Genomic DNA, 21,314 nt, shown 5'->3' with positions numbered 1-21,314 from the left:
ATCATGATTCGATCGTGACGGTCTTCGTTTTCTTGTCCCATTTTACTTTAAGGCCTAATTGCTCGGAAACGAGACGGAGAGGGACCAAAGTCCTACCTCCTTGTACCATTGGAGCTACAGCAGCCGAACTGCGCTTGCCATTTAGTATGAATTCCTTCTTGCCAACCGTCAGTTCCATAAGCATGCCGCCTCTTAGAACGCCTACCCGTTGAGCCGATTGATTCCAGGTAGCTTGTCCGCCAAACGCGTCGAGCACATGTTTAATCGGAACGTAAGTCGTGCCATTCTTCAAGATCGGTGCCGAATCGATGGCCACTTTTGAACCATTTAGCATCATCGATTTTTGTCCAATGGCCATAATGGCTTTCCCAGTCGGAAGTCCCTCATTGCCTGATAGGGATGGCATGGTAAAGCGGATATCATCAAAAGATACAGTGCCCGTCAATGCACGCTCGTCCTGACCTTCCTCCACATTAACCACATACAGCCGCTTCATCTGCGCAGGGAATGCGATGTTAGATCCGCTCAGGTCAATGTTCAGTGTCTTCCAGCCGCTCCAATCAATCGCTTTGGCCAGATCGACATAGACGGTTTTCCCGTTATTGTCCTTAAGCTCGGCACGCAGCCAGTTCAGGCTGTTATCTCCCTCCACATCGATCGTCATCGACGTCGCTTGTGCCGGAATCGTTTTGCCTGTTGTGCCATTTAACTCGGCATATGCGTACATCTTCTGCCCTAAACCGCCTGTCATATCATAGGTCAAGTTCAGCACTTTCGATTTGGCTTTTGTACCGCTGCCATTTTGAATTGCGACGGTTCCAGTGACAGCCGGCACATTGGTCGTAAACTTCACCGGGTAATTAACATTCTCAAAGTTCTCCCATGTGCTCTCACCTGCAGCCGATAAAATAACGACTGTGCTAAAGCCATCGTAACGAGCAATCGCATAACCCACCTTGGTATTGCTATCCACGGAGGATACGGTCAGTCGCCCATCTTGAACGCTGCCTTTAAATCCGATAAACTCCCATTTCAGTGCGCTGCTTGGAACTTCCAGGCTCTGACCATTGGTCGTTACGGCTGTAACCGGTACAGAGACGCTAGTACCCGCCTGAAGCGGCGCACTAGATACGCCCGTGGTCAAGGCTGCGATATCCTCTGCACCCAGCACCTTCACCTGCATCGTTGCTTTTGTGCTGCCGCTGATCGCTGTCAGTGTCGATGTTCCCGGCTTCGTTGCTTTAATGTTTTGTCCGTTGATTGCCAGATTTCCGTTGCTGGATTTCCAGGTCGGTTTGATGGAGCCTGCTTCGATTGGATTGTAGTAGGTGTCATAGCCTTTGAGCTCATACGATCCCGTTTGTCCGATCAGAAGCGTGCTGCTTCCGCTCACTTTCAAGCCCTTCAAGCTGCCCTGTGGCGCTGTAGAGAACACACCGAGTGCGTTAGCAATACTGCGCTGTGTGGTCCCGTATTCAGTGTTAAAAGTCAACTGCGTATTCATCTCGGCCAGCGGACGGTTTACCATCGTTGTTGATCCTCCGCCGTCGAGGTTCATGCCCTTCCAGACCCCAGCCTTCATCATAAAATCCTGAAGCTGCTGCAGCGTCATGCCTTTACTATTAGAATTGCTTTCGGTAGCTATCAGATAAGCGTAGCGTCCGTCTTTGGAATATCCAACAGCTGTGCGAGCACGACTGCCTCCAAGATCGTTCACATTTCTTGAAAAAGAAGTCGCTTTTCCGTTATCCACCAGGATCGTATGCCCGCCAATCATCATCTGCAGGTTTGCAGGATCCAGCTTTTGACCGGATTTCTTCGACACAAGCGTATAATCTGCGTGCAGCTTCTCGCCTACGGCCAGATTGTTCTTCACAAACTCTGCTGCCGCACCATGGGTGCGAAGAATATAGCTCCCTTTAGGCACTGCAGTAGGCAGACCCGCCATCACCGAAATATCCGTAATAACCCCATCCGTCACCATTACTTCGGTTGGTGTGCTCGAGCTATTCTTCGGCCGTTCCAGCGCCTTCCATGCACTCGTGTATATATAAGCGGCATTCACATGGCTGAATTTTGAATCTGTGCCTTCAGGGGTATACGCTGTTTTATTTATGCCTGCCAGCGGGAAAGCGGCTCCATTCTCAGCCCTGATGCTTCCCGAAAAAGAATACTCATCCAGGATCGGCTTGCCATCATTCGTTACTGCAAAAGCATACATTCCCTTAAGCTCCGAAGGAGATGACATCAATTGACCATTGGAGACTTGAGCTCCCATAGGCGCTCCTTCTGCGCCGGTAATAAAGAAGTCACCGTTGATTGCTGCAACAGCGCCATTCTCCTTAGCCATTCCGCCTGTGCTTTGTCTCGTTGTAAATTGATTTCCCTGACCCGCCATAACGTCCAGTTTAACGTATTTGTTGTGCAAATCGATTCGAATGATATTCGCCAGCGATTTTGCACCTGTGCTGTGGGTATACTGATATTTCATCAGAACCGCACCAGAGGTTATAATCTCCTCACCCAGCTTCTTCGCTGAGGTTGATGCTGCATAAGCTACCTGGGAACCAGGTATATTCTCCAGCATCGGGATTCCGTTGCTCAGTACGGGACCTACCCAGATGACTCCCGCCAATGTAACAATCAACCATTTCCTGCTAGTGCTTGTTTTAGTAGATTTCAGTGATTTCCCCTGACTAACCATGTATTCGTAACTCTCCCATCTCTCGTTCAACACGGATGCCGAACAATTAAAGTCTCTAATTAATAGACTTCAATTTTGAGGAAAAGTTACGAATTTGTTATAAAAAATCACTTTCGCGTATCTTACACTATGTTTTAGTGAAATTGTAGCAGCATTAATTGGGCCCTTATGTAAATCCATCCTGCTTTACTATGTTTTCATTAAAAAGTAACTGGTTTGTCATTAAATCCTTTCCTATTCTTCCAGTTATTCAGCAAAAAGAACCGATACTTCGTGTAAGTATCAGCTTGAATATACCTTTTCTAATTATTACATTTTTGCAACAATTTCATCTTCAACATATGATTCTCAGATTACTTTGTGCCGTAAGCAAAATAAGCCTGTGCAAATTTATTTTCATCAGAAAAATAAATTCACACAAGCCTAAAATTTACATATAGAACATATTCTTAGATTACCTCAAAATCCCTTAGTTCACGCCAGCTTGTTCCTTCAGCACTTCGGCTTTATCTACGCGTTCCCAAGGCAGATCCAGGTCGGTACGCCCAAAGTGTCCATAAGCAGCAGTCTGCTTGTAGATCGGACGACGAAGATCCAGCATACGGATAATGCCAGCAGGACGAAGGTCGAAGTTGTTACGCACAAGCTCAACCAGTTTCTCTTCGCTTACTTTACCTGTTCCGTACGTATCAACACTAATCGATACCGGATTCGCTACACCAATAGCGTAGGCCAGTTGAATTTCGCATTTGTCAGCCAGGCCGGCTGCAACCAGGTTTTTAGCCACGTAGCGAGCCGCATAAGCCGCAGAACGGTCAACTTTTGTCGGATCCTTACCAGAAAATGCACCGCCGCCATGACGAGCGTAGCCGCCATAGGTGTCCACGATGATCTTACGTCCAGTCAGACCTGCGTCACCTTGTGGACCGCCGATAACAAAACGGCCGGTAGGGTTAATGAAATATTTCGTCTCTGCATCCAGCAATTCAGCCGGAACGACAGGAAGAATAACTTGTTCTTTAATATCCTTTTGGATTTGCTCCAGCGTTGCTTCTTCAGCGTGCTGCGTCGATACAACGATCGTATCCACACGGACCGGTGTGTTGCCGTCATACTCGATCGTTACCTGGGTTTTGCCATCCGGACGCAGATAATCCAGCGTACCGTTCTTACGAACCTCAGACAAACGACGAGCAATGCGGTGAGACAATGCAATCGGAAGAGGCATCAGTTCGGGTGTCTCATTGGTTGCAAAACCAAACATTAGACCTTGGTCGCCAGCACCAATGTTCTCGGTTTCCTCGTCCATTTGGGAAGGGTCACGATTCTCCAGTGCAGCGTTTACTCCCTGTGCAATATCCGCAGATTGCTCATTCAGCGATGTTAACACCGCACAAGTATTCGAATCAAAACCGTATTTTGCACGGGTATACCCGATTTCCTTCACGGTTTCACGTACGATGGATGGAATATCCACGTATTCGGATTTCGTGCTAATCTCACCAATAACCAAAACAAGACCCGTCGCTACGGAAACCTCACAAGCTACACGTGCGTTCGGATCATTAGCCAAAAAAGCATCGAGCACCGCATCGGAAATCTGGTCACAGATTTTATCCGGATGTCCTTCTGTTACGGACTCAGATGTAAATAAACGTCGCCCTGTTAAAGACATGAAATCAACCTCCCATATGAATAGTATATGAAATATCAAGAGGTCCTACACAAAAAATGAACCTTTTCCGATAGGAAAAGGTTTGAAATGTACAATCCTCAACATGCATATTAACGTATTTGTTACTAGGTGTCAATCCAGTAAGTAAGCTGCTTTCCAAGGATTTTCTTGGGTTTTTCAATCGGATGTTAGTCAAGGATAAGTTCCGCTTTTAACTGAAAAACAACTACAATTTACCGAAGAGACTTTGTTCAGCGTTTCGAACCAAACGTTTAGTGATCTCTCCACCAACCGATCCATTCTCACGGGATGTTAGATGACCCCACCCAGGACGACGGCTGGAAGATCCACCACCGATGACTCCTAACTCAGAGCCAAATTCCGTATCGGCTCCATTGGAACCGCTAGCATATCCCACGGGTAATCCAAACTCTGCTGCAATTTCGTATTTCATTTGCTTCAGCATTTCACGACTCTCCGGTACTACTTGACGGTTACGACTGCTGCGTGCCATGAAAATACACCTCCTGTATTGGTTTTTACAAGATGTATTATTTGTTGATTTCAAAGCACTCACACGTATAAAACGTTGTCACTACTGGCAATAATTATAAGAGGATTATACAGGACAGATGTTAATGCCTCTCGGTAGGATGGAGCAAGTATGGCAGGAGCCAAACGCATCCTAGTGCTTCCTACTTAATAGTGTAACCACCACGTACCATGACAATCAGATTGCTCGTCTGCCCTTCTTCCACCTGTATGCCGCGACCTTCACGCGGGAAGGAAAGCAGATGGTTCTTAGGCGCCGTTTCACCATTTAAGAGGTCTTTACCGTCCGTAAGGTCTGCAACGCCGCTAGCGACTTCTGTGTAAATCACAGCGATACCTGAACGCACAATGAACTCTGTTCCTGCATCGGCAATCAGAATCTTACCTGGTTTCAGCGCAACGTTCTTAACTTCATCAGCACTTTGGGATGGCTGAGTTGGATTTGTAGGGTTTGTTGGGTTTGTTGGGTTTGTTGGGTTTGTTGGGTTTGTTGGGTTTGTTGGGTTTGTTGGGTTCGTAGACCCTCCACCACCGCCATTCAGTGCCTGCTGAATTTGTTGATCTACGTAGCTCTTGGTGACGACCGGGTCGTCCGTGGTGCCTGGGGTGGTGCCGGCACCGGTGGCGGTGTTGCTGTATACTGCCCCGATCCATATGCCGGCTCCAACTGCTAGTGCTGCTATTGATACTTTCCAATATGACTTCATTCGTATTCTTTCCTCCTCCACGGTTAGATCATGACTCTTAATACTATAGAGAAAATGAATAGCAGGAACAAGCAAAAAATTGCTCCATACAAAAATACAATAAATAATATGAAATTGTTTTAGAGGTATAAAAAACACACCAGAGAACATTAAGTCCTCTGGTGTGTTCCTAACCGTCAATATTTAGATTCGATTGACAATTACTTAACAGTTACCTTGATTGGGTTAACGCGACCTACTTCACTAGTCACATCAGCAGTAAGTTCTTTACCAATTACTTCATCAGAACCAACATTAACCTCAAAGCTCAATCCATCATTGGTATTAAGAACAACATCAGTACCTTTGTATTCTTTGCCGTTAATTTTAACGTTTGCCACGTTAGTAGCTTTTTGTTTAAGCACTACATTAACTTTACCTGCAGCTACTTCACCGCGAGCAAGTACATGAGTACCTGCTTTTGCAGTAGTAACAGTGCCGTCCAATGTTGCTACAAACTTAAGATCTTCTTTAGCATCGTAAACAGCTGTAACTACATCTTGAGTTGTTGCTGCTGCTTTAATATTGATGACACCGTTTCTAACAACAACGTTAGCACTTTGTGCATCATCTTTTACCTCAACCAATTTTACTTCAGTACCATTAGCTGCAGTACCTTTGTTAAGAGCTGTGAATGTAAGACCATCAGCTGTTACTGTAGCAGCTTTTCCTTCTTTACCTTCATCTGCTACAAATGTAGTGCTCTCTACAGCGATTACACCAGTATTTTCTTCAAAGGTATTCACAGTTGTTCTGTACACATCTGATTTACCTGCAAACTTACTAGGTTCAGCAAAATTCCGGATAAATGTAGCATTCTCTTTAACATTAATGAGATATGCAACATTGTTAGGGTTGTTATCTTGGAAAGTAATCTCCAAGTTATTACCATCAACCTTAACTTTGTAATCAATATCGGCTCTCAGCGCATCACTATCGCTAGGTTTGTCAGCACGTTTAACATGGAGATTTGCTGCCAAGCCTGCTACGCTAGCAGAATCATCAAGCTTTGTTGTGAACGGAAGTTTTACAGAACGATCAGTTTGTACGAGTTCTTTATCATTTGAAACCGATACTTTCGGTGCAACTTGACCTACAGAAGTAATGTTTACCGCACCGATTTTGTGTCCAGAGAATGTCTGAATACCATTGTTGCTCACAGTAGAGATGCTGCTGCCAGTGGAGACATCAGAATCAGTTTTTAATGTAACTTTATTGCCACTTACAGATACAGAAGTAACTCTTGTTCCTGCAACTGCAAAATCACTATTATAAGCGTTAGCGATAGCTTTATTGAATACTACTTCGATTGTTCTGGAATCTTTTTGAATCGCATCAGTTGCTTTCAATTCCGTTTCATTCAAGATACCGGTAGTGATCCAACCAGTTGCTTGACCAGTTTTGGATTTCAGTCCAGCAATGCTAACAGATTGGACAGAGCTCGGGAACGATACCGATGTTCCTTCAATGTATTGAGGGAATACCAGTACAACGGATTTGCCACTGTCTAACACGTTCACTTGAACATCGTTTGGAATGGAAATGTTTTGCGTCTGACTGGAACCGTTTTTATTGAATCCAATGTAATAGTTAGCACGGTTGTTCAACGTAGCGAGATCAATTTCTCTATCGAAAGTGAGTGCAACTGTACGATTGGAGTTGTTCACATCTACACCGTATGCTTCCAATTGCGGTGCTGCACTATCACTTGCCAAGAAAGTACTATCGTACGTTACCATAGTGTTTTTCAGAGCCGTTAAGTCCTTAACATCAGACACTTTCAAATTATAAGTACCTGACAAGTTGGAGTAGAACTCAACATTAAACACTTTATTATCTGTTCCAGGTTTTACATATACATTCTTAACAGGAATTACATCGCTACCTTTTTTAACAGAGAAGTATTTGATATCAGCAGCATCAACTGCTTTATCAAAACGCACTGTCAATTGGTGTGCAACATCTGTACCGTAAGATGCATCGATCAATCTAGGTTGAACCAAGTCTACAGTTGCAGTAACTTTGTGCTCTTTTACAGCGTTAGCGTTACCGGAATAGTCTTTAACTTCAACAAACAATGTAGTTTCGTATCCTGGCAGACGGTTTTCAGTAAAGTCTACTTCATACACGTTTGATTCGATTTGAGTTGCTTTACCTGTTTTCTTGCTGTCCCCAGACTTCCAATAGAAGCTGTCGTTAGTTACAGAAGTCGGATCGATTTCTTCATCGAACGTTACAGTTACTTTTTCCAAAGTAGCAGTAATTCCAGTTACTTTAGGGCCTTCAGTATCAATTTTCGCCGTGAAATCAGTAGTTGCTCCCAATGATTTCAGACCAGCGTAATCTTCAACCAAAGAAGTAGTCAATTTGTGAGCACCTTCAGAGATAGCTCCTGTGTAGTCACGAAGGATTACTTCTCTTTCGTTCGCACCCAGAGTTACAGAACCAACATAACCTTTGTCATCCAATTGGAAGTTGCTGCTTGTTGGAGTTTTGATTGGCTCAGAGAAAGTCACTTTGATAGCTTTAGTTCCCAGAGCTTTCACTTCTGTTACTGTAGGCAAAGTGTTGTCAGAAGATGTGAAGGAAACTTCACCTTGTGGCAATACAGAACCACTCTCACCTTTTACATTCTTCACAACAACTTTGTAAGTTGTACCTTGAGTGAAGATTCCAGATGAAGTTGAATCCAACAATACACGAACTGTTTTTCCATCTTCCAACAAAGTTACAGACTTAATTTTTTTCGAATTGGAATCCACAGTGTAGTTGTTTTTGTCAGTAGCAGTAGCTTTGTCTACTTTACCGTCAAATGCAACTTCAACCTCTTTCAGGTTAGTGGAGCTAGCGGACTCAACTTTAGTAGCGGAAGTTACAACCCAAGTTACGCTTTCAGTGTACTCGTAGTTGTTGTGTTTGAACTTAACTTCAGTAGCTGTGTTAGCTTTCAGAGCTGTTTCCAGTTCAACTTTCACTTCTTCGTTGTTAGCAAGTTTGAAAGTTACAACTTTACCGCTCTCAGTAACTTCGTAAGAAACTACTTTTGGTTTTTGTTGGCTCAGGTAGATAGTGTAAGCAACTTCAACCAGTTGGGAACGGGAAGCGTTCGCTTTAGGGTTTGCTTTAGCGTCTACCAGACCAGCGTTGATTGCTGCTTGAACATATCCTTTAGCCCAGTCAGAAGCGTTGTTGTTTGTTTCTGTTGGGATTTCAAGTTTTTGAGCAGTAACGAGAACCTTCGCCATTTCTTGAACGGTGATTTTACCGTTGAAGTCGAAGATCATTTTCGTTGTGTTCTTACCTTCCATCAGACCAGCAGAGTATACTGCTTCTACGTATGGAGCAGGCCATTTGCCAGCTTTGTAGTTTTTGTCTTTGAAGGAAGCTTTGCCTTCGATTGGCTCAAGACCCATGATGCCTACCAGGACTTTAGCGAACTCAGCGCGAGTCATCTCTTTGTCAAGGCCAGCTGTTTGGTCTGGATAGCCAGTGAAGATACCTTTCTCTTTCAGTACATCAAATTTCTGTTGTGTGTTAAGCGCATCGTCACCGAATGCAACAGAAGCAAACATGGAGAATGCCATTGCTGTAGACAGTGCTACGGATAAAATTTTCTTCATAACCTTTTTTTCTCCTCCTTGGATCATCACTTGATTGTTTTCTTTAATTTGGTAGCTCTTATCACTCATTTACGTGCACCTCCTTTCTCGAGTTGAGCGTAAATCATAAATGATGTCTGTGACGGTATCACAGAATCTTGTTAACGAGAGAACACTACAAACTAGAATAGAATTCCTAATCCTACCTAGGTATTATACAACGAGTCCAATAGTCCGTAAAGAACATTTTTCTAATTTATAGACAAGTTTCTTGTATCGGATAATCTTGGTTAGCTCGTTGGGCTCTACATTATAAACGTTTGGTTTTCCAAAAAGTTGCGGTTGTTGCAAAGTTTTTTTAAAAATATTTTTCAAAATCTGCATTCTTCATCTAACAATTAGCTGATTACATATTGCGACAACAAAAAAGACGCCCGTCGGGCGCCCCTGTAGAATGTTAGCGAATCTTCATAGCCAGCTGAATAATGCGCGCACGCATCTCCGGGTTACTATGCAGGGTTTCGTACATTATATCGATCTCGGCTTTGTTTGTGCGATATGTTTTATCATGTTTAATGGTTGTATGAGACCACTGGATCAACGCATTCTCTGCTGCTGTCATTTCGTTAAATGAATCATGAAAGCCTGTCTCAACAACGAGTCCCTCCATGACTTCCTGAGTTATCTCATTATGAGCGGCACGAGCCAGCTCAATCTTCTTCTCCATTACTTTGGCTTTTTCCTCGAACTTGGTCTTCGCCTTCATGTAGTCGAGCTGCGCTTTAGATAATATCGGCTTCATAAATTCATCTTCACCCTCTAAAAATAGTATGTGCTTCCGCTATTGTAGCGTATTCTACATGAAATTACAAAACAATAGATAATGGAAAGATTTTTATGACACTGAAAAAGGAACGAGAGCACCGCCATTAGAAATCCAGGCATCTGCTCTCGTACCTTGTGTCATGCTGTTTCTTCTATTAATATAACCTACAGCAACTTGAGCTTGCTCATCATGCGTTTCACGATTGTTGCCATATCCGCACGATTCAGAACAGCGTCCGGATTGAAGTTATATGTCGGTTTTTTCTCGCCTTCTTTTAAGCTATTGGCCACGCCAGTGATGATACCGGCTTTGGTTACAGCAAGAATGGCTGGGTAAGAATAATTCGATTTGATCTTGCCGACATCCTCGAATTGCTTCTGAAGCGCAGCTTTATCTTTATCAACTTCACCCATTTTCAAGTTCATTGCACGGGCGATGATGCTGGCCGCTTCTTCACGTGTCAACTCCATATTCGGAGCGAAGCTTCGAGGCGCGATGCCGCGGATGATCCCTTTTCTGGCCGCAGTCTCGATATAACGGTAATCCCATAACATGCTGTTGATTACATTTTCCTGATAAATATCATCAAAGGTCAACTTGCTCTTATCTGTATCGTAATCCAGCTCAATATCCAGCAATTTCACGATGATCGTAGCAAACTCGCCGCGGGTCATCGGATCGTAGATACCAAACGCATCTGTTTTGGATGCTTTCATATATCCTCTCGCCAGCATCAGTTCAATATCATTCCGTGCTGTTTTGTGGGAGATTGCATCGGAGTAGCTGTAACGCAGTGATTTGACGACATAGTATCCGAAGCCTTTAAATGTAGCCGTAACCGTCTTTTTCTTAGCGTCTACCTTACCGCCGATATTCGTCCATTCTCCCTGAGAAGGATTGTACCACCAAATCCCCAGGTTGCTGGCAGCTGCGTTCACAATTCCCGAATCATACTGCAGCGTAATCGTACCCTTCAGCGATGTTTCCATCCAATTCTTAGGCATCATACGTTGTAGTACAAAGTCAGATCCCTGCGCATATGGATGAGTTGCCGGCTTCACAAGAAAGTCATTTACTGGCTCAAGCGTGTCAGCATTCAATGAACCTGCATCCAGCCAGTAGAGCGGAGAAGAGTATCCGAAATGAGGTTTCGGGAATAGACGAGCTGCAAGCTCATTCTTGCCTGGAATCAAAGCCAAGCGTCCATCCATCTCCACACCGTTCTCGATTTCTCCAATTCGATTATAGGCCTTAATGGTCCGGCCATCAATCGGATTCGCGATTCCGAACATGATATCATGCTCTCCGAGCAGGTTGATCGTAGGCACCTCAGCGTTAGGGCTGGAATCTGACTGCTGAAGGACTGTTCCTTTTGGCAAGGACAGGGACAAGCCGCCCTTGAATACTTTCACTTTACCTGACTTGGAAATATTCGTTTTATACTGGGAGCCTTCTGTAGCATCGTCTGTATACGTTACTACAATAGAACCGTTTGTCTTCTTCGATCCTTGCTGGATCGTAAACTTGATGGTGTTCTTTCCGCTCTTCAGATTCTTGACCTCAAGACGAAAAATATCGCTGATCTCCGATTTCACCATAGGCTCTTTGCCAATCAAAATGGAGTCTGCGCCTTCTGCCTTAATGCTTACCATCACGAAGTTTTGCTTCAACACACCCTCGTTAGGCAGTTTCGGTGACAGCACTTCATATGGCGCACGCTCACGTGTAATTTCAATGCTGTCCGTAGTTGTAACAGCCTGATAACGCGATTCGATCGTAACTGCCTGCAATCCAACTTCAGGAAGAGCAAGTTCCTTCAATACAACCCGGGCAGAACTGGAATTGGCACCATTGGTAATATTATAGTACAGCTTGTGATCCGCCTGGTTGATCGCATCCAGTTGAGTTTTCAGGGAGCCCCCTGTCAGAGTCCAGGAGCCCAAATTTCTTGTAAATACAGCATACATGGTTGGAGTCGGGTAACTGAGATTTACTGTAATTTCATCAGTGTTCTCAACTTCAAACCGAAGTCCAAGAGCCTTCTCATACGTATTAAAAGCATTCTTGGCCGTTTCTCTAAAAAGACCATCCGGATCGGAATCGGTAGCAGAACCAACAGGGAACGGAACCATATTCTTGATTATGGATTTGGTATCACTGAAATACAGCAATGTCAGTTTAGTCGAGATTTTTCCGGCTTTATCCTTGATGACCAAGGTGTTCGGTCCGGGAACCAACTGCAGGAAGCTGGTGTCTGTAAAAGCGAACTGGCCGTTTGTCACCGTCAGGTCACGTGTATTTCCGTTCAGGGAAATGGTGAACTCCGAATTTCCCGTGTAGTTTACAACTCGTCCAGTCACTTTATTGAATTCGGTGCTGTTCTTAAACAGCTGGTTGTTGTACAAATCATAAACATCAATATACGAGGAGGACAGGAAAGTTACTGGTATAACTCGGGTATCCGATGTTCCGGAAGCATTCCCTGCATTAATGATCAGGTTCTGCTGTCCTGAAGGCAGATTCGTAATCTTGAATACAGTGTAGCCATTGTACGGACTGCCAGTTTTATTATAAGTATAGATATCGGCTATGCCTGCGCCTTTGCTGGACTCGATAGTTATCGTACCCGCGTTTTTCTGTTCCACCATTAAATAAACCGGCAATTCGTTCAGAATCGTATCGTTACCGCTTGGAAACACGGATTCCGAGGTTGACGTAACTGTTTTATTCGTGGCATCATCTACGACGCCATACAACTGATACACTTGTTCAATCGTCGGCGCGTTCCTGTCGCGATATTGGAAAGTTTTCTTCAGATCCAAGCTGCCTGATTTAATAAAGACAAAATACTCGCCGCTTTGTGTAATGTTTGCTGAACTCTGAGTTGTAAAATGATACATATAGGAATTATTCAACACGGTCGCTTGACCTAAAGTGATCGTGCTGTTAGGACCGCTGGTCGTGTTGCTTAGAAGCGGTGCCGCTGTTCCGACTTGGTACAACTCCACATCCAATTCAGGGGTGACCACAGGTGCACCTGCTGGTGGAGCATCCACGATAATATAACCGGAGATAACCCCGTTTACACTCCCTGTGACAACTGCTTGTCCATCAATTCTTGTGCTGCCGATTTGCAGATCATTGACAGTCAAGCCACCCGTCGGATGATATACAACCTTGCGGGTAATGGTCTGTGTCTTCGATTCCGAATTGACGACGATGACCAGTTCATTGACGCCTTCTTGCAGGAGTAAGCCTGCCGAGTAGAAAGTATCCCCGCCGCCGGCATACATACTCTGCCCGTTGACGGTAACACCCTTGGATCCATTCGTTGCTTTAACAGAGATACTGATGGTTTGCGTGGTAACAATGACCGGATTCGTGGCGTTCTCTTCCAGTATGCGTCCATCGCTCAAGGCTACTTCATATGCGGCGGGAACATCCGAGAATTTCACATAAGCTGTAGCACTTACCCGCTCACCGGTTGTGCTGATACCGGAAACAATGATTTTATTATCACCTTGATTCAGCTGTACGTTCAAGAATTGGAACGTATTTGTTGCCTCGTCAAGAATCGGCTTTACGCCTGTACCGCCTGTGACTGTATCATCAAAACGTTTGATCTCATAAGAGATCGTACTAGGGTTAATCTGGCTGTAGGTACCTGATACGACAATGGAGCTTCGGTTCTCTGGCGTTGGTGAGCCGGGAGCCATACTCAAGTTAGAAAAATGGAAAAATGATGCCCCGGTTGCAGCAGAAGCCGGCATGGCCGGGATCAGAGAAAAGAACATAGCTACAGCCAGCAGCATGCTTGTTATAGCCCGGAATTGGTTTCTCAACGGTTTAGCCTCCTTGATCGTACGGACATTGGAGTCCGTTTTGGTTGTTACGTCGTTCACTGAGTCCCCTCGCTTTCACTCACGATTTGTTACGAGCGCATAGTTCATATATCGGTAACCAAGGTGCTATTATTTAGCAAATCATACAAAAAAGCCTCACCCTTTTTTAGCGGGTAAGGCTTGTCTTATTGTGACGCATTATGAAAGAATAAGTTCTATTTCGTACGGCTTTGAGTATTGGTCTTCATTCGCATTCGATTGATCAGTCCGAGTATCGGGCGCTTGGTCTTGCCGACCAGTCCAATGATCTCTGCCCCGATCTGCATAAAGCACATCATCACGCAGATGACAACAAAGGTTACCCAGTTCGCTTCATACATAGCAGCCGAAGATTGAATGACAGCCAGTACACCGAAAAATGCAGCGATAACGTAAATGATCAGCACAGTCTGTCGATGACTGAAACCGAGCTCACGCAGACAGTGATGAAGATGGCCCTTGTCCGGAGCAAAAATCGGCTTCTTCTGGATCTTGCGCCGGATGATTGCGAAGAACGTATCTGATAACGGAACACCGATAATGATAAGCGGTGTAATGAAGGAAACGATCGCAATTTGCTTAAAACCGAGCAAGGACAGCATGGCCAAACAAAATCCAAGGAATAATGATCCCGTATCCCCCATGAAAATCTTGGCAGGATGGAAGTTGAAGAACAAGAATCCGATAATACTTCCGAGAAGCAGCAGACATAACAGTGCTACGGTGGTATTGCCCATCAAGATGGCCATCACCAGAATCGTACCGATTGCGATGCCGGAAACGCCAGCAGCAAGTCCGTCCAGCCCGTCGATCAGATTAATCGCGTTGGTTACGCCAACAATCCAGAAAATTGTCAGCGGGATGGATACCCAGCTCTCCAGCATGGAGTAGCGGTCCTGAAACGGAATATTTACGAAGTCAACAGTAATATTAAATCCGAACACAACGACGCATGCCGCTGCAATCTGTGCCAAAAACTTCACTTTAGCCGAGAGTTCAAATCGATCATCCAAAGCTCCAATCAATACAATCATGGAACCACCGATCAGAAATGCCTTCATAAAGTTGGCATCGCGAGGTGACAAGCTATCCGGCAAAAATGGAAGTACAGCAATCAGTCCAATAATAAAAGCCAGATAAATGCCAAGTCCTCCGAGCCGGGGCATGATCCGCGTATGAACCTTGCGGGCATTCGGTACGTCAACGGCGCCAATCTTAACCGCAAACTTCTTCACCAGCGGCGTTAAGAGCAGCGCCAGCGCCAGTGAAATGATAAACCCGATGATGTATATCATTAACATGTAATTATTCGACCCCCAATAAAAGTCTACCGGTTGAATTATACTCCGTTCGGGTCCGAAAACCAATGCCAATTTCCGGTGAAATCCCGGACTTTACCCATGGAAATGAGCCATTTAGCTCGATTTCGTTACGTTTTCTTTCTCGCGCAGCACTTTCACGACAAACTTCGGCAGCGCCAGCATTCTTTTGTAACGGGTAGGCTCTTTCAGAAGGCGATAAAACCATTCGAGACGCAGCTTTTGGAATACCTTCGGTGCCCGCTTCAATTTACCGGAAATGATATCGAATGATCCTCCGACACCCATCACAACAGGAACTTGGAGCGCTTCTTTATGCTCCGCAATCCATGGTTCCTGGTTGTCCGCACCGCGGGCCACGAATAGAATATCCGGTGAAGCTGCCCGAATCTGTTCGATCACTTCGGCATCCTCTTCAGGTCCAAAAAAACCGTCCCGATAGCCGCATATAATAGCAGCCGGATACTGCATTTGTAACCTCTCGGCAGCTTCCTGAATCACTTCAGCTGTCGTTCCCAGCAGAAAGAACTTCCATCGATAGGTTTCCCCGGCCTTCAACAATTCATGTAAGAGCTCGAAGCCGGTGACGCGCCCTTCAAGCGGGTCTCCGCCTACACCAGCTGCCCAGACAATGCCTGTTCCATCCGGAACGATGATTTCGGCACCCTGCATCATCTGCTTATATGCTGGATTGTTTACGGCGGTCATAACCATGATCGGATTCGCCGTAATCAGCTGATGGGGCTGCTGCCGAGATTGCACAACCTCGGTCAGGTATTTCACCGTATCCTTCATAGACAGCTTGGAAAAAGGAATGTCGAACACCGATACGGTAGGAAATGGATAGGTCTGTTTCATGTTTATCATCCTCTATGGCGTAAATATTGAGCAATGTGGCGTGCAGGCAAGGCCGCCTCGTGTTTCAAGACGGCAATCTGCTCGCCGTGCTCTGCCTTCCATGCCTCTGCCTCATCCAACAGATGCAGCAGCTGATGCTTCAAAACCTCTGCATCCAGCAGCTCACTGGTCCCGACAGGCCTACTCTCCAGCCGCTTCAAAAAGTGATCAATCTTCGGATCATAGGAAATGCCGAGCAGCGGTACACATTGATTCGCTGCGTAGATCAGGCTGTGTAGACGCATGCCTAATATCAAATCACAGCGGCTAACTTCACGCAGCATGTCTTGGGGCTGCTTTTCATCCAGATAAAAGCTGATCTTGGAACCATTTCGGGAAATATCTCCAAGGACATTGGCAATAAACTGTGAAGCTTCAAGATCATCCGGCTGATGAAAAGGGAGAAACCGAAGGTGAACCGCTCGTTGTTCAGCTAAAGCCCTCAAACCTTCCGCGGCAGCTTTCAGCTCTTTGCGATCAGGATTCCAATATCGAACCGAAATACCGATGACTGGCAGAGAGTCAACACCTGCTATCGTATGGTTTGGTCTTGTAGACTGCAATGGAGGCTCTTCGAATGATCGATCCTCTTCTATAGAAGAAACAGATGCAACATCTGTCTCTTTCAGTTCCGAAGCTGGGTTATTATCAATCTGAGCAGGATTGACCTCTTCCATTGCTGAAACCGGGCTATGAGCAGCCTCAGCTTCTGCCAGTGGCAAGCCCATTACCGGATCCGGTACGACATGAATGGCTTCTTTCGATATTCCCATGGATTGAAGCAGTTCACCCGACTGTATGTCACGCACGGAAATGTAAGAGCATTTACGGAAGATCGAACGAATCATCGGATGAAACAATTTACGATTCACCGGTCCAACGCCCTGTGCGTATATAAATGTCGGTTTTCCGAGCCACTGCGCAATTTTGAGAACGCCCAGATAATACGGTATCGTCTTCGGGCTGGTCGCATCCTGGAGCAGACTTCCACCACCGCTGATCAAGCCATCGCTTGCTTTGATAGCTGCTCGGACCTCTCCCAGCTTCATCCGATGTACGGACTTGACTCCGTAGGCAGCCGAAGTCCACTCGGGGTCAATGGAAAGTACAACGGGGTTGATTACAACCCCGGCTTCCTTCCCTTCCTGTTCCAGCGCGGTCAGGATGGACTTCAGTACCGCTTCGTCCCCGCTGTTCTTGAAACCGTAATATCCGGAAATGACTATTGTCTTAGAAGTGGAGACCATCGTTTCCAGATCCTTTCTGCTACTTGCCATACTACGATCGCAATCAAACCGATGATCAGTCCAAGTCCAAGACCCAGTACTACCCGGATCGCCGAAATATAGATCGGCGTATGGATATGCGTGAATGTGCCGACCATCGACAGCTGCCCCATCACACCGATAATGAGCAAATACACGGCGTCCCGGTACTTAAATGACAGGAAGACGCCAAGCACCATTATGGGATGAGCCAGCAAGAACTCCTTGTTACGCGGACGTACGCCAAATGTATTCTCCAGGAACGAACGGAACGCCATCTCGATCGAGGAAACAGAGCCTGCATTACCTGTACGGGTGAGATAGTACCAACCAACGATACCCACAATGCCGGCTGCGATAACCCATGTCAACGTAATCGGTGATTTAAGCAATTTCTGAATAGAACTAAACGTTGATCCACCGCGATACAATACCACGTAAATGGCTATAAGCCCAATCGGAGCTGCTGCCAGCAAGTTTACACCACGGAACTGCTCCAGGACGAGCATATACGTCACATTGTTCAAGAGCGCAACCACGATCGGAACAGCGGCAAGCGACAGGATCGATGTCTTTATCAGCAATACGATCGAATGAGTCACTCTTCTTCCGGCACTCATATCCGGAATGCTCCGCTGCGTCTCATTAACCTTGCGGATAGCCAAGATGACCGCAACCGTCGGAGCACTGATGGCGGCAAACAAAGCAATAGCCTGCTCAAGCAGTGTCGCATTCAGAACGTACAATCCGGCGCTGCCCAAGAGTCCGATAAGGAACGCAGCAATTGTCAGGAATGGAATAAAGTAAGAAACCATAAGGGCAATCAACGCAATAGCTCCCACGAGAGCCCCCAGCTTGAAGTAACGCTGCATAGACGAATCGGTTACCTTAAACGGCTCTGCTTGTCCCATGGTAAAACCGTTGTCCTCCATCTGCTGGATAGCCTGGCCCGATCCGGTCAAGCTATCAATCAGATTATCCAGCGGATGCGTGACGCTGGCTTTGGTCATATCCCGGCTCGGCTCTGCGTTCAAATAGAACATCCGTATGTTACGGTCTTTGGATGCAAGAGCAAAGCGGTCTCCAATTACCTCAGGATCCAGATTAGCATCCCGCTCGCTCAAGGAATAAATACGGGTTACGTTGTAATCCGTCAAATAAGCCAGTTTCGTAAAGCCTTTTTGCGGACGCTTGATATTCTCAATCGCCACAAGGCCGATTTTATGCTCGTTTAATAGCTCTGCAAATGCATCGAGGCTCTTCATATCCGCATTATCGTTGAAGCCTTTGGCTGAATCTCCTTCAAACAAAATGCGTTGTACGCCGTTATCCGCGAAGTATGTCATCAAGTTCTCCATATAAGCTTCGTCATAAGGGAGACTATCGGATAGACGCGGCACAATGTTGAAGCCTTTATCCCGCAACATGCTAATCGTAATTGGATCAGGAGACAACGGTTTAATCACCGCATTGGAACGCGGGGTCTCCAGAACCAATCCATCTACCGCATGCTCAAACTGCCATGATCTTACCGGGATACCCAATCTTGTAAAAGTTTCTTTTATGATGGGTTTAATTAAAGTCGCACTTTCCTCATTAAGGAATGCAACATACGTAAAGTTCTCGTTCGGAGAGATCATCGTGCCAGTCAGATCAGCAACCTGCTGCCCGTCATATACCGAAATTCGCCGCGATCTCACCAGCTCGTCCAGCGTGCTTTCATAAAGCGCCATACTGATCACGCCAGCGTCTTTCAGGCGGTCCAGCTGCTCGGATACAAAATCCTGCGGCCTGGACTGATACACCGCGACATCCAACAAATCCCGATAATCAAACACCAACTCTATCTTTTTTGATGTTGACTCTGTTTGCAGTCGGTCATAACCTACCGGCAGGGCCGCTGCAACGCCAAGAACAACCAGAATCCACAGCCACTTGCGGGCTGCCGTGTTCCAGCGTTTCCATTTCTGAACCACGAAAGTACCTCCTCATCGAACCTATGGAAATTTACGATGGAGGGCAACAGCTCTAAAGCCTTGCAGCAACCATCGTAAATTCCCTTCGTTCTCATAACATTAATTGTAACTAGCTTATCCGTCTACCCGTGACATTACTTGTTCCGTGAGCAATTGAATTCTTTCCTTCGCATCAGCGAGGGACTCGCCGCGGACGGCAAAGTACACTTTGATCTTCGGCTCGGTACCGGAAGGTCTCAGGCAGAACCAGGATCCGTCTTTAAGCAAATATTTTAACACATTTTCCTTTGGCAATCCGTCCAGACCTTGCGCATAATCAAGCACCTGCTTAACCAATACGCCTCCAACTTCCTTCGGCGGATCGTTTCGCCAATCAGACATTTTCGCTTGAATCTGGGCAATGCCGTCTTTGCCTTTGAGTGTCCGGGATTCCAGTGTCTCAAGGAAATAGCCGAACTGTTCATACAGCTCCTGCAGCACATCGTACAGAGTCTTGCCCTGTCCTTTATAGTAAGCAGCCGCTTCACAGATTAGCATGGAAGCCAATACGGCATCCTTATCGCGTGCGTAATTGCCTGCCAAATAGCCGTAGCTTTCCTCATAACCAAACAGATACGTATGGCTGCCGGACTCCTCGAACTGGGTCATTTTCTCACCAATGTACTTAAAGCCGGTCAATGTATTCATTACCTTAGCACCGTAATGCTCCGCAATGGCTGCTCCCATCTCACTGGTTACGATCGTCTTGATGACAGCACCGTTATGAGGTAGTTTGCCCGCTTCCTTCAATTGACCGAGCAGATAATGGATCATAATAGCACCAGACTGATTTCCTGTAAGCACGACATATTCGCCTTGACTGTTCTTTACAACGGCCCCCATACGGTCTGCATCCGGATCCGTTCCAATCAGAATATCAGCCCCAACTTCCTCGCCGAGCTTCATCGCCAGCGTGAAGGCTTCGCGTTCCTCGGGATTGGGAGATTTTACAGTAGAGAAGTTGCCATCCGGTTGTGCCTGCTGGGGCACGACATGGATATTCTTAAAGCCGATGGTGCGAAGCACATGTTCCACCGGGGCTTGCCCCGTTCCATGGAGCGGCGTAAATACAATCTTGAAATCCTCGCCCAGCTTGGATGCAATAAGTTCTCTATTTACACTGACACTCGCCACTGTATCCACAAATGCCTGATCCTCTTCTTTCCCAAGCCAAACCAGCATACCTTGCGCTTCGGCTTCGGCCTGTGACAGCCTCTTGACCGCGGAGAAGGAATCGACTTCTTGAATCCGGGCAATCACATTCTCTGCTTCATCTGGCACCAATTGTCCGCCTTCGCGGTTGTATACCTTATAGCCATTGTATTCCGGGGGATTGTGGCTTGCCGTAATGACAATCCCGCCTGTTGCTCCCAAGTGACGCACGCTGAAGGACAGCTGCGGCGTAGAGCGCAGGGAAGGATACAGCTTCGCGATAATTCCATTGCCAGCCAAAACCAGTGCAGCCTCTAAGGCAAAATCAGGCGAAAAATGACGGGAATCGTGAGCAATGACAACAGAAGGCCTGCCCTCTGCAGCACCGTGAGCATCCAAGATATAGCTTGCAAAGCCTTGTGTGGCACGCCCTACCGTATATTTATTAATCCGGTTGCTGCCTGCACCAATGATACCGCGCAGTCCGCCCGTTCCAAATTCCAGATCGCGATAAAAACGCTCCTCCAGTTCTTGTGCATCATGCTCAAGGGCGCGCAGCTCCTGCTTCGTCTCTTCATCTACATAAGGATCATTCAACCAGCGCTGTACCGTATCGATTGTTCTCTGACTCATCTCTGACATGAAAAAAAGTCTCCCTTCCTCATCCAAACAAGAATAGTCTG

Annotated in this window: 12 protein-coding genes; all 12 read right to left on the bottom strand. The window is 46.1% G+C overall.

Annotated elements, in window-relative coordinates; all coding sequences use genetic code 11:
• Window position 1 precedes the first annotated feature (1 nt).
• Window positions 2-2,704, bottom strand: coding sequence for a phosphodiester glycosidase family protein (locus tag AM231_RS27035; RefSeq protein ID WP_054405399.1), 2,703 nt, complete (start codon window positions 2,702-2,704; stop codon window positions 2-4).
• 469 nt (window positions 2,705-3,173) lie between these two features.
• Window positions 3,174-4,379 (bottom strand): methionine adenosyltransferase, encoded by a 1,206-nt coding sequence (metK, locus tag AM231_RS27030; RefSeq protein WP_054405398.1) that lies wholly within the window; start codon window positions 4,377-4,379, stop codon window positions 3,174-3,176.
• A gap of 226 nt (window positions 4,380-4,605) precedes the next feature.
• Entirely contained in the window at window positions 4,606-4,893 is a 288-nt protein-coding gene (locus AM231_RS27025) for an alpha/beta-type small acid-soluble spore protein (protein WP_054405397.1), read from the bottom strand.
• Between the two features lie 181 nt (window positions 4,894-5,074).
• Window positions 5,075-5,638: a hypothetical protein gene (locus tag AM231_RS29345; RefSeq protein ID WP_054405396.1), complete on the bottom strand. Its 564-nt coding sequence runs from the start codon at window positions 5,636-5,638 to the stop codon at window positions 5,075-5,077.
• A 200-nt stretch (window positions 5,639-5,838) separates the two neighbouring features.
• Window positions 5,839-9,366, bottom strand: coding sequence for an Ig-like domain-containing protein (locus AM231_RS27015; RefSeq protein WP_054405395.1), 3,528 nt, complete (start codon window positions 9,364-9,366; stop codon window positions 5,839-5,841).
• A 367-nt stretch (window positions 9,367-9,733) separates the two neighbouring features.
• Window positions 9,734-10,078 carry a hypothetical protein gene (locus tag AM231_RS27010; RefSeq protein WP_054405394.1) on the bottom strand — a complete coding sequence of 115 codons (345 nt, stop codon included), beginning with the start codon at window positions 10,076-10,078 and terminating at the stop codon, window positions 9,734-9,736.
• A gap of 188 nt (window positions 10,079-10,266) precedes the next feature.
• Window positions 10,267-14,004 (bottom strand): S-layer homology domain-containing protein, encoded by a 3,738-nt coding sequence (locus tag AM231_RS27005; RefSeq protein WP_242615319.1) that lies wholly within the window; start codon window positions 14,002-14,004, stop codon window positions 10,267-10,269.
• Window positions 14,005-14,159: 155 nt separating this feature from the next.
• A complete protein-coding gene (locus AM231_RS27000; protein WP_054405392.1) occupies window positions 14,160-15,284 on the bottom strand; it encodes a glycosyltransferase family 4 protein in 1,125 nt (374 codons plus the stop codon).
• A 114-nt stretch (window positions 15,285-15,398) separates the two neighbouring features.
• Window positions 15,399-16,160, bottom strand: a complete 762-nt coding sequence (locus tag AM231_RS26995; protein WP_054405391.1) for a WecB/TagA/CpsF family glycosyltransferase — start codon at window positions 16,158-16,160, stop codon at window positions 15,399-15,401.
• Between the two features lie 5 nt (window positions 16,161-16,165).
• On the bottom strand, window positions 16,166-17,446 hold the full coding sequence (locus tag AM231_RS26990; protein WP_054405390.1) for a polysaccharide pyruvyl transferase family protein: 1,281 nt from the start codon (window positions 17,444-17,446) through the stop codon (window positions 16,166-16,168).
• On the bottom strand, window positions 17,422-19,440 hold the full coding sequence (locus AM231_RS26985; protein ID WP_054405389.1) for a DUF5693 family protein: 2,019 nt from the start codon (window positions 19,438-19,440) through the stop codon (window positions 17,422-17,424). Before AM231_RS26985 ends, AM231_RS26990 begins: the two co-directional genes overlap by 25 nt.
• Before the next feature lie 114 nt (window positions 19,441-19,554).
• Window positions 19,555-21,273 (bottom strand): phospho-sugar mutase, encoded by a 1,719-nt coding sequence (locus tag AM231_RS26980; RefSeq protein WP_054405388.1) that lies wholly within the window; start codon window positions 21,271-21,273, stop codon window positions 19,555-19,557.
• Window positions 21,274-21,314 lie beyond the last annotated feature (41 nt).

It is taken from the genome of Paenibacillus solani (assembly GCF_001277345.1).
Lineage (GTDB): Bacteria > Bacillota > Bacilli > Paenibacillales > Paenibacillaceae > Paenibacillus_AQ > Paenibacillus_AQ solani.
Note: the sequence above shows the minus strand (reverse complement) of the source record. Positions and strands in the feature narration are given on the sequence as shown.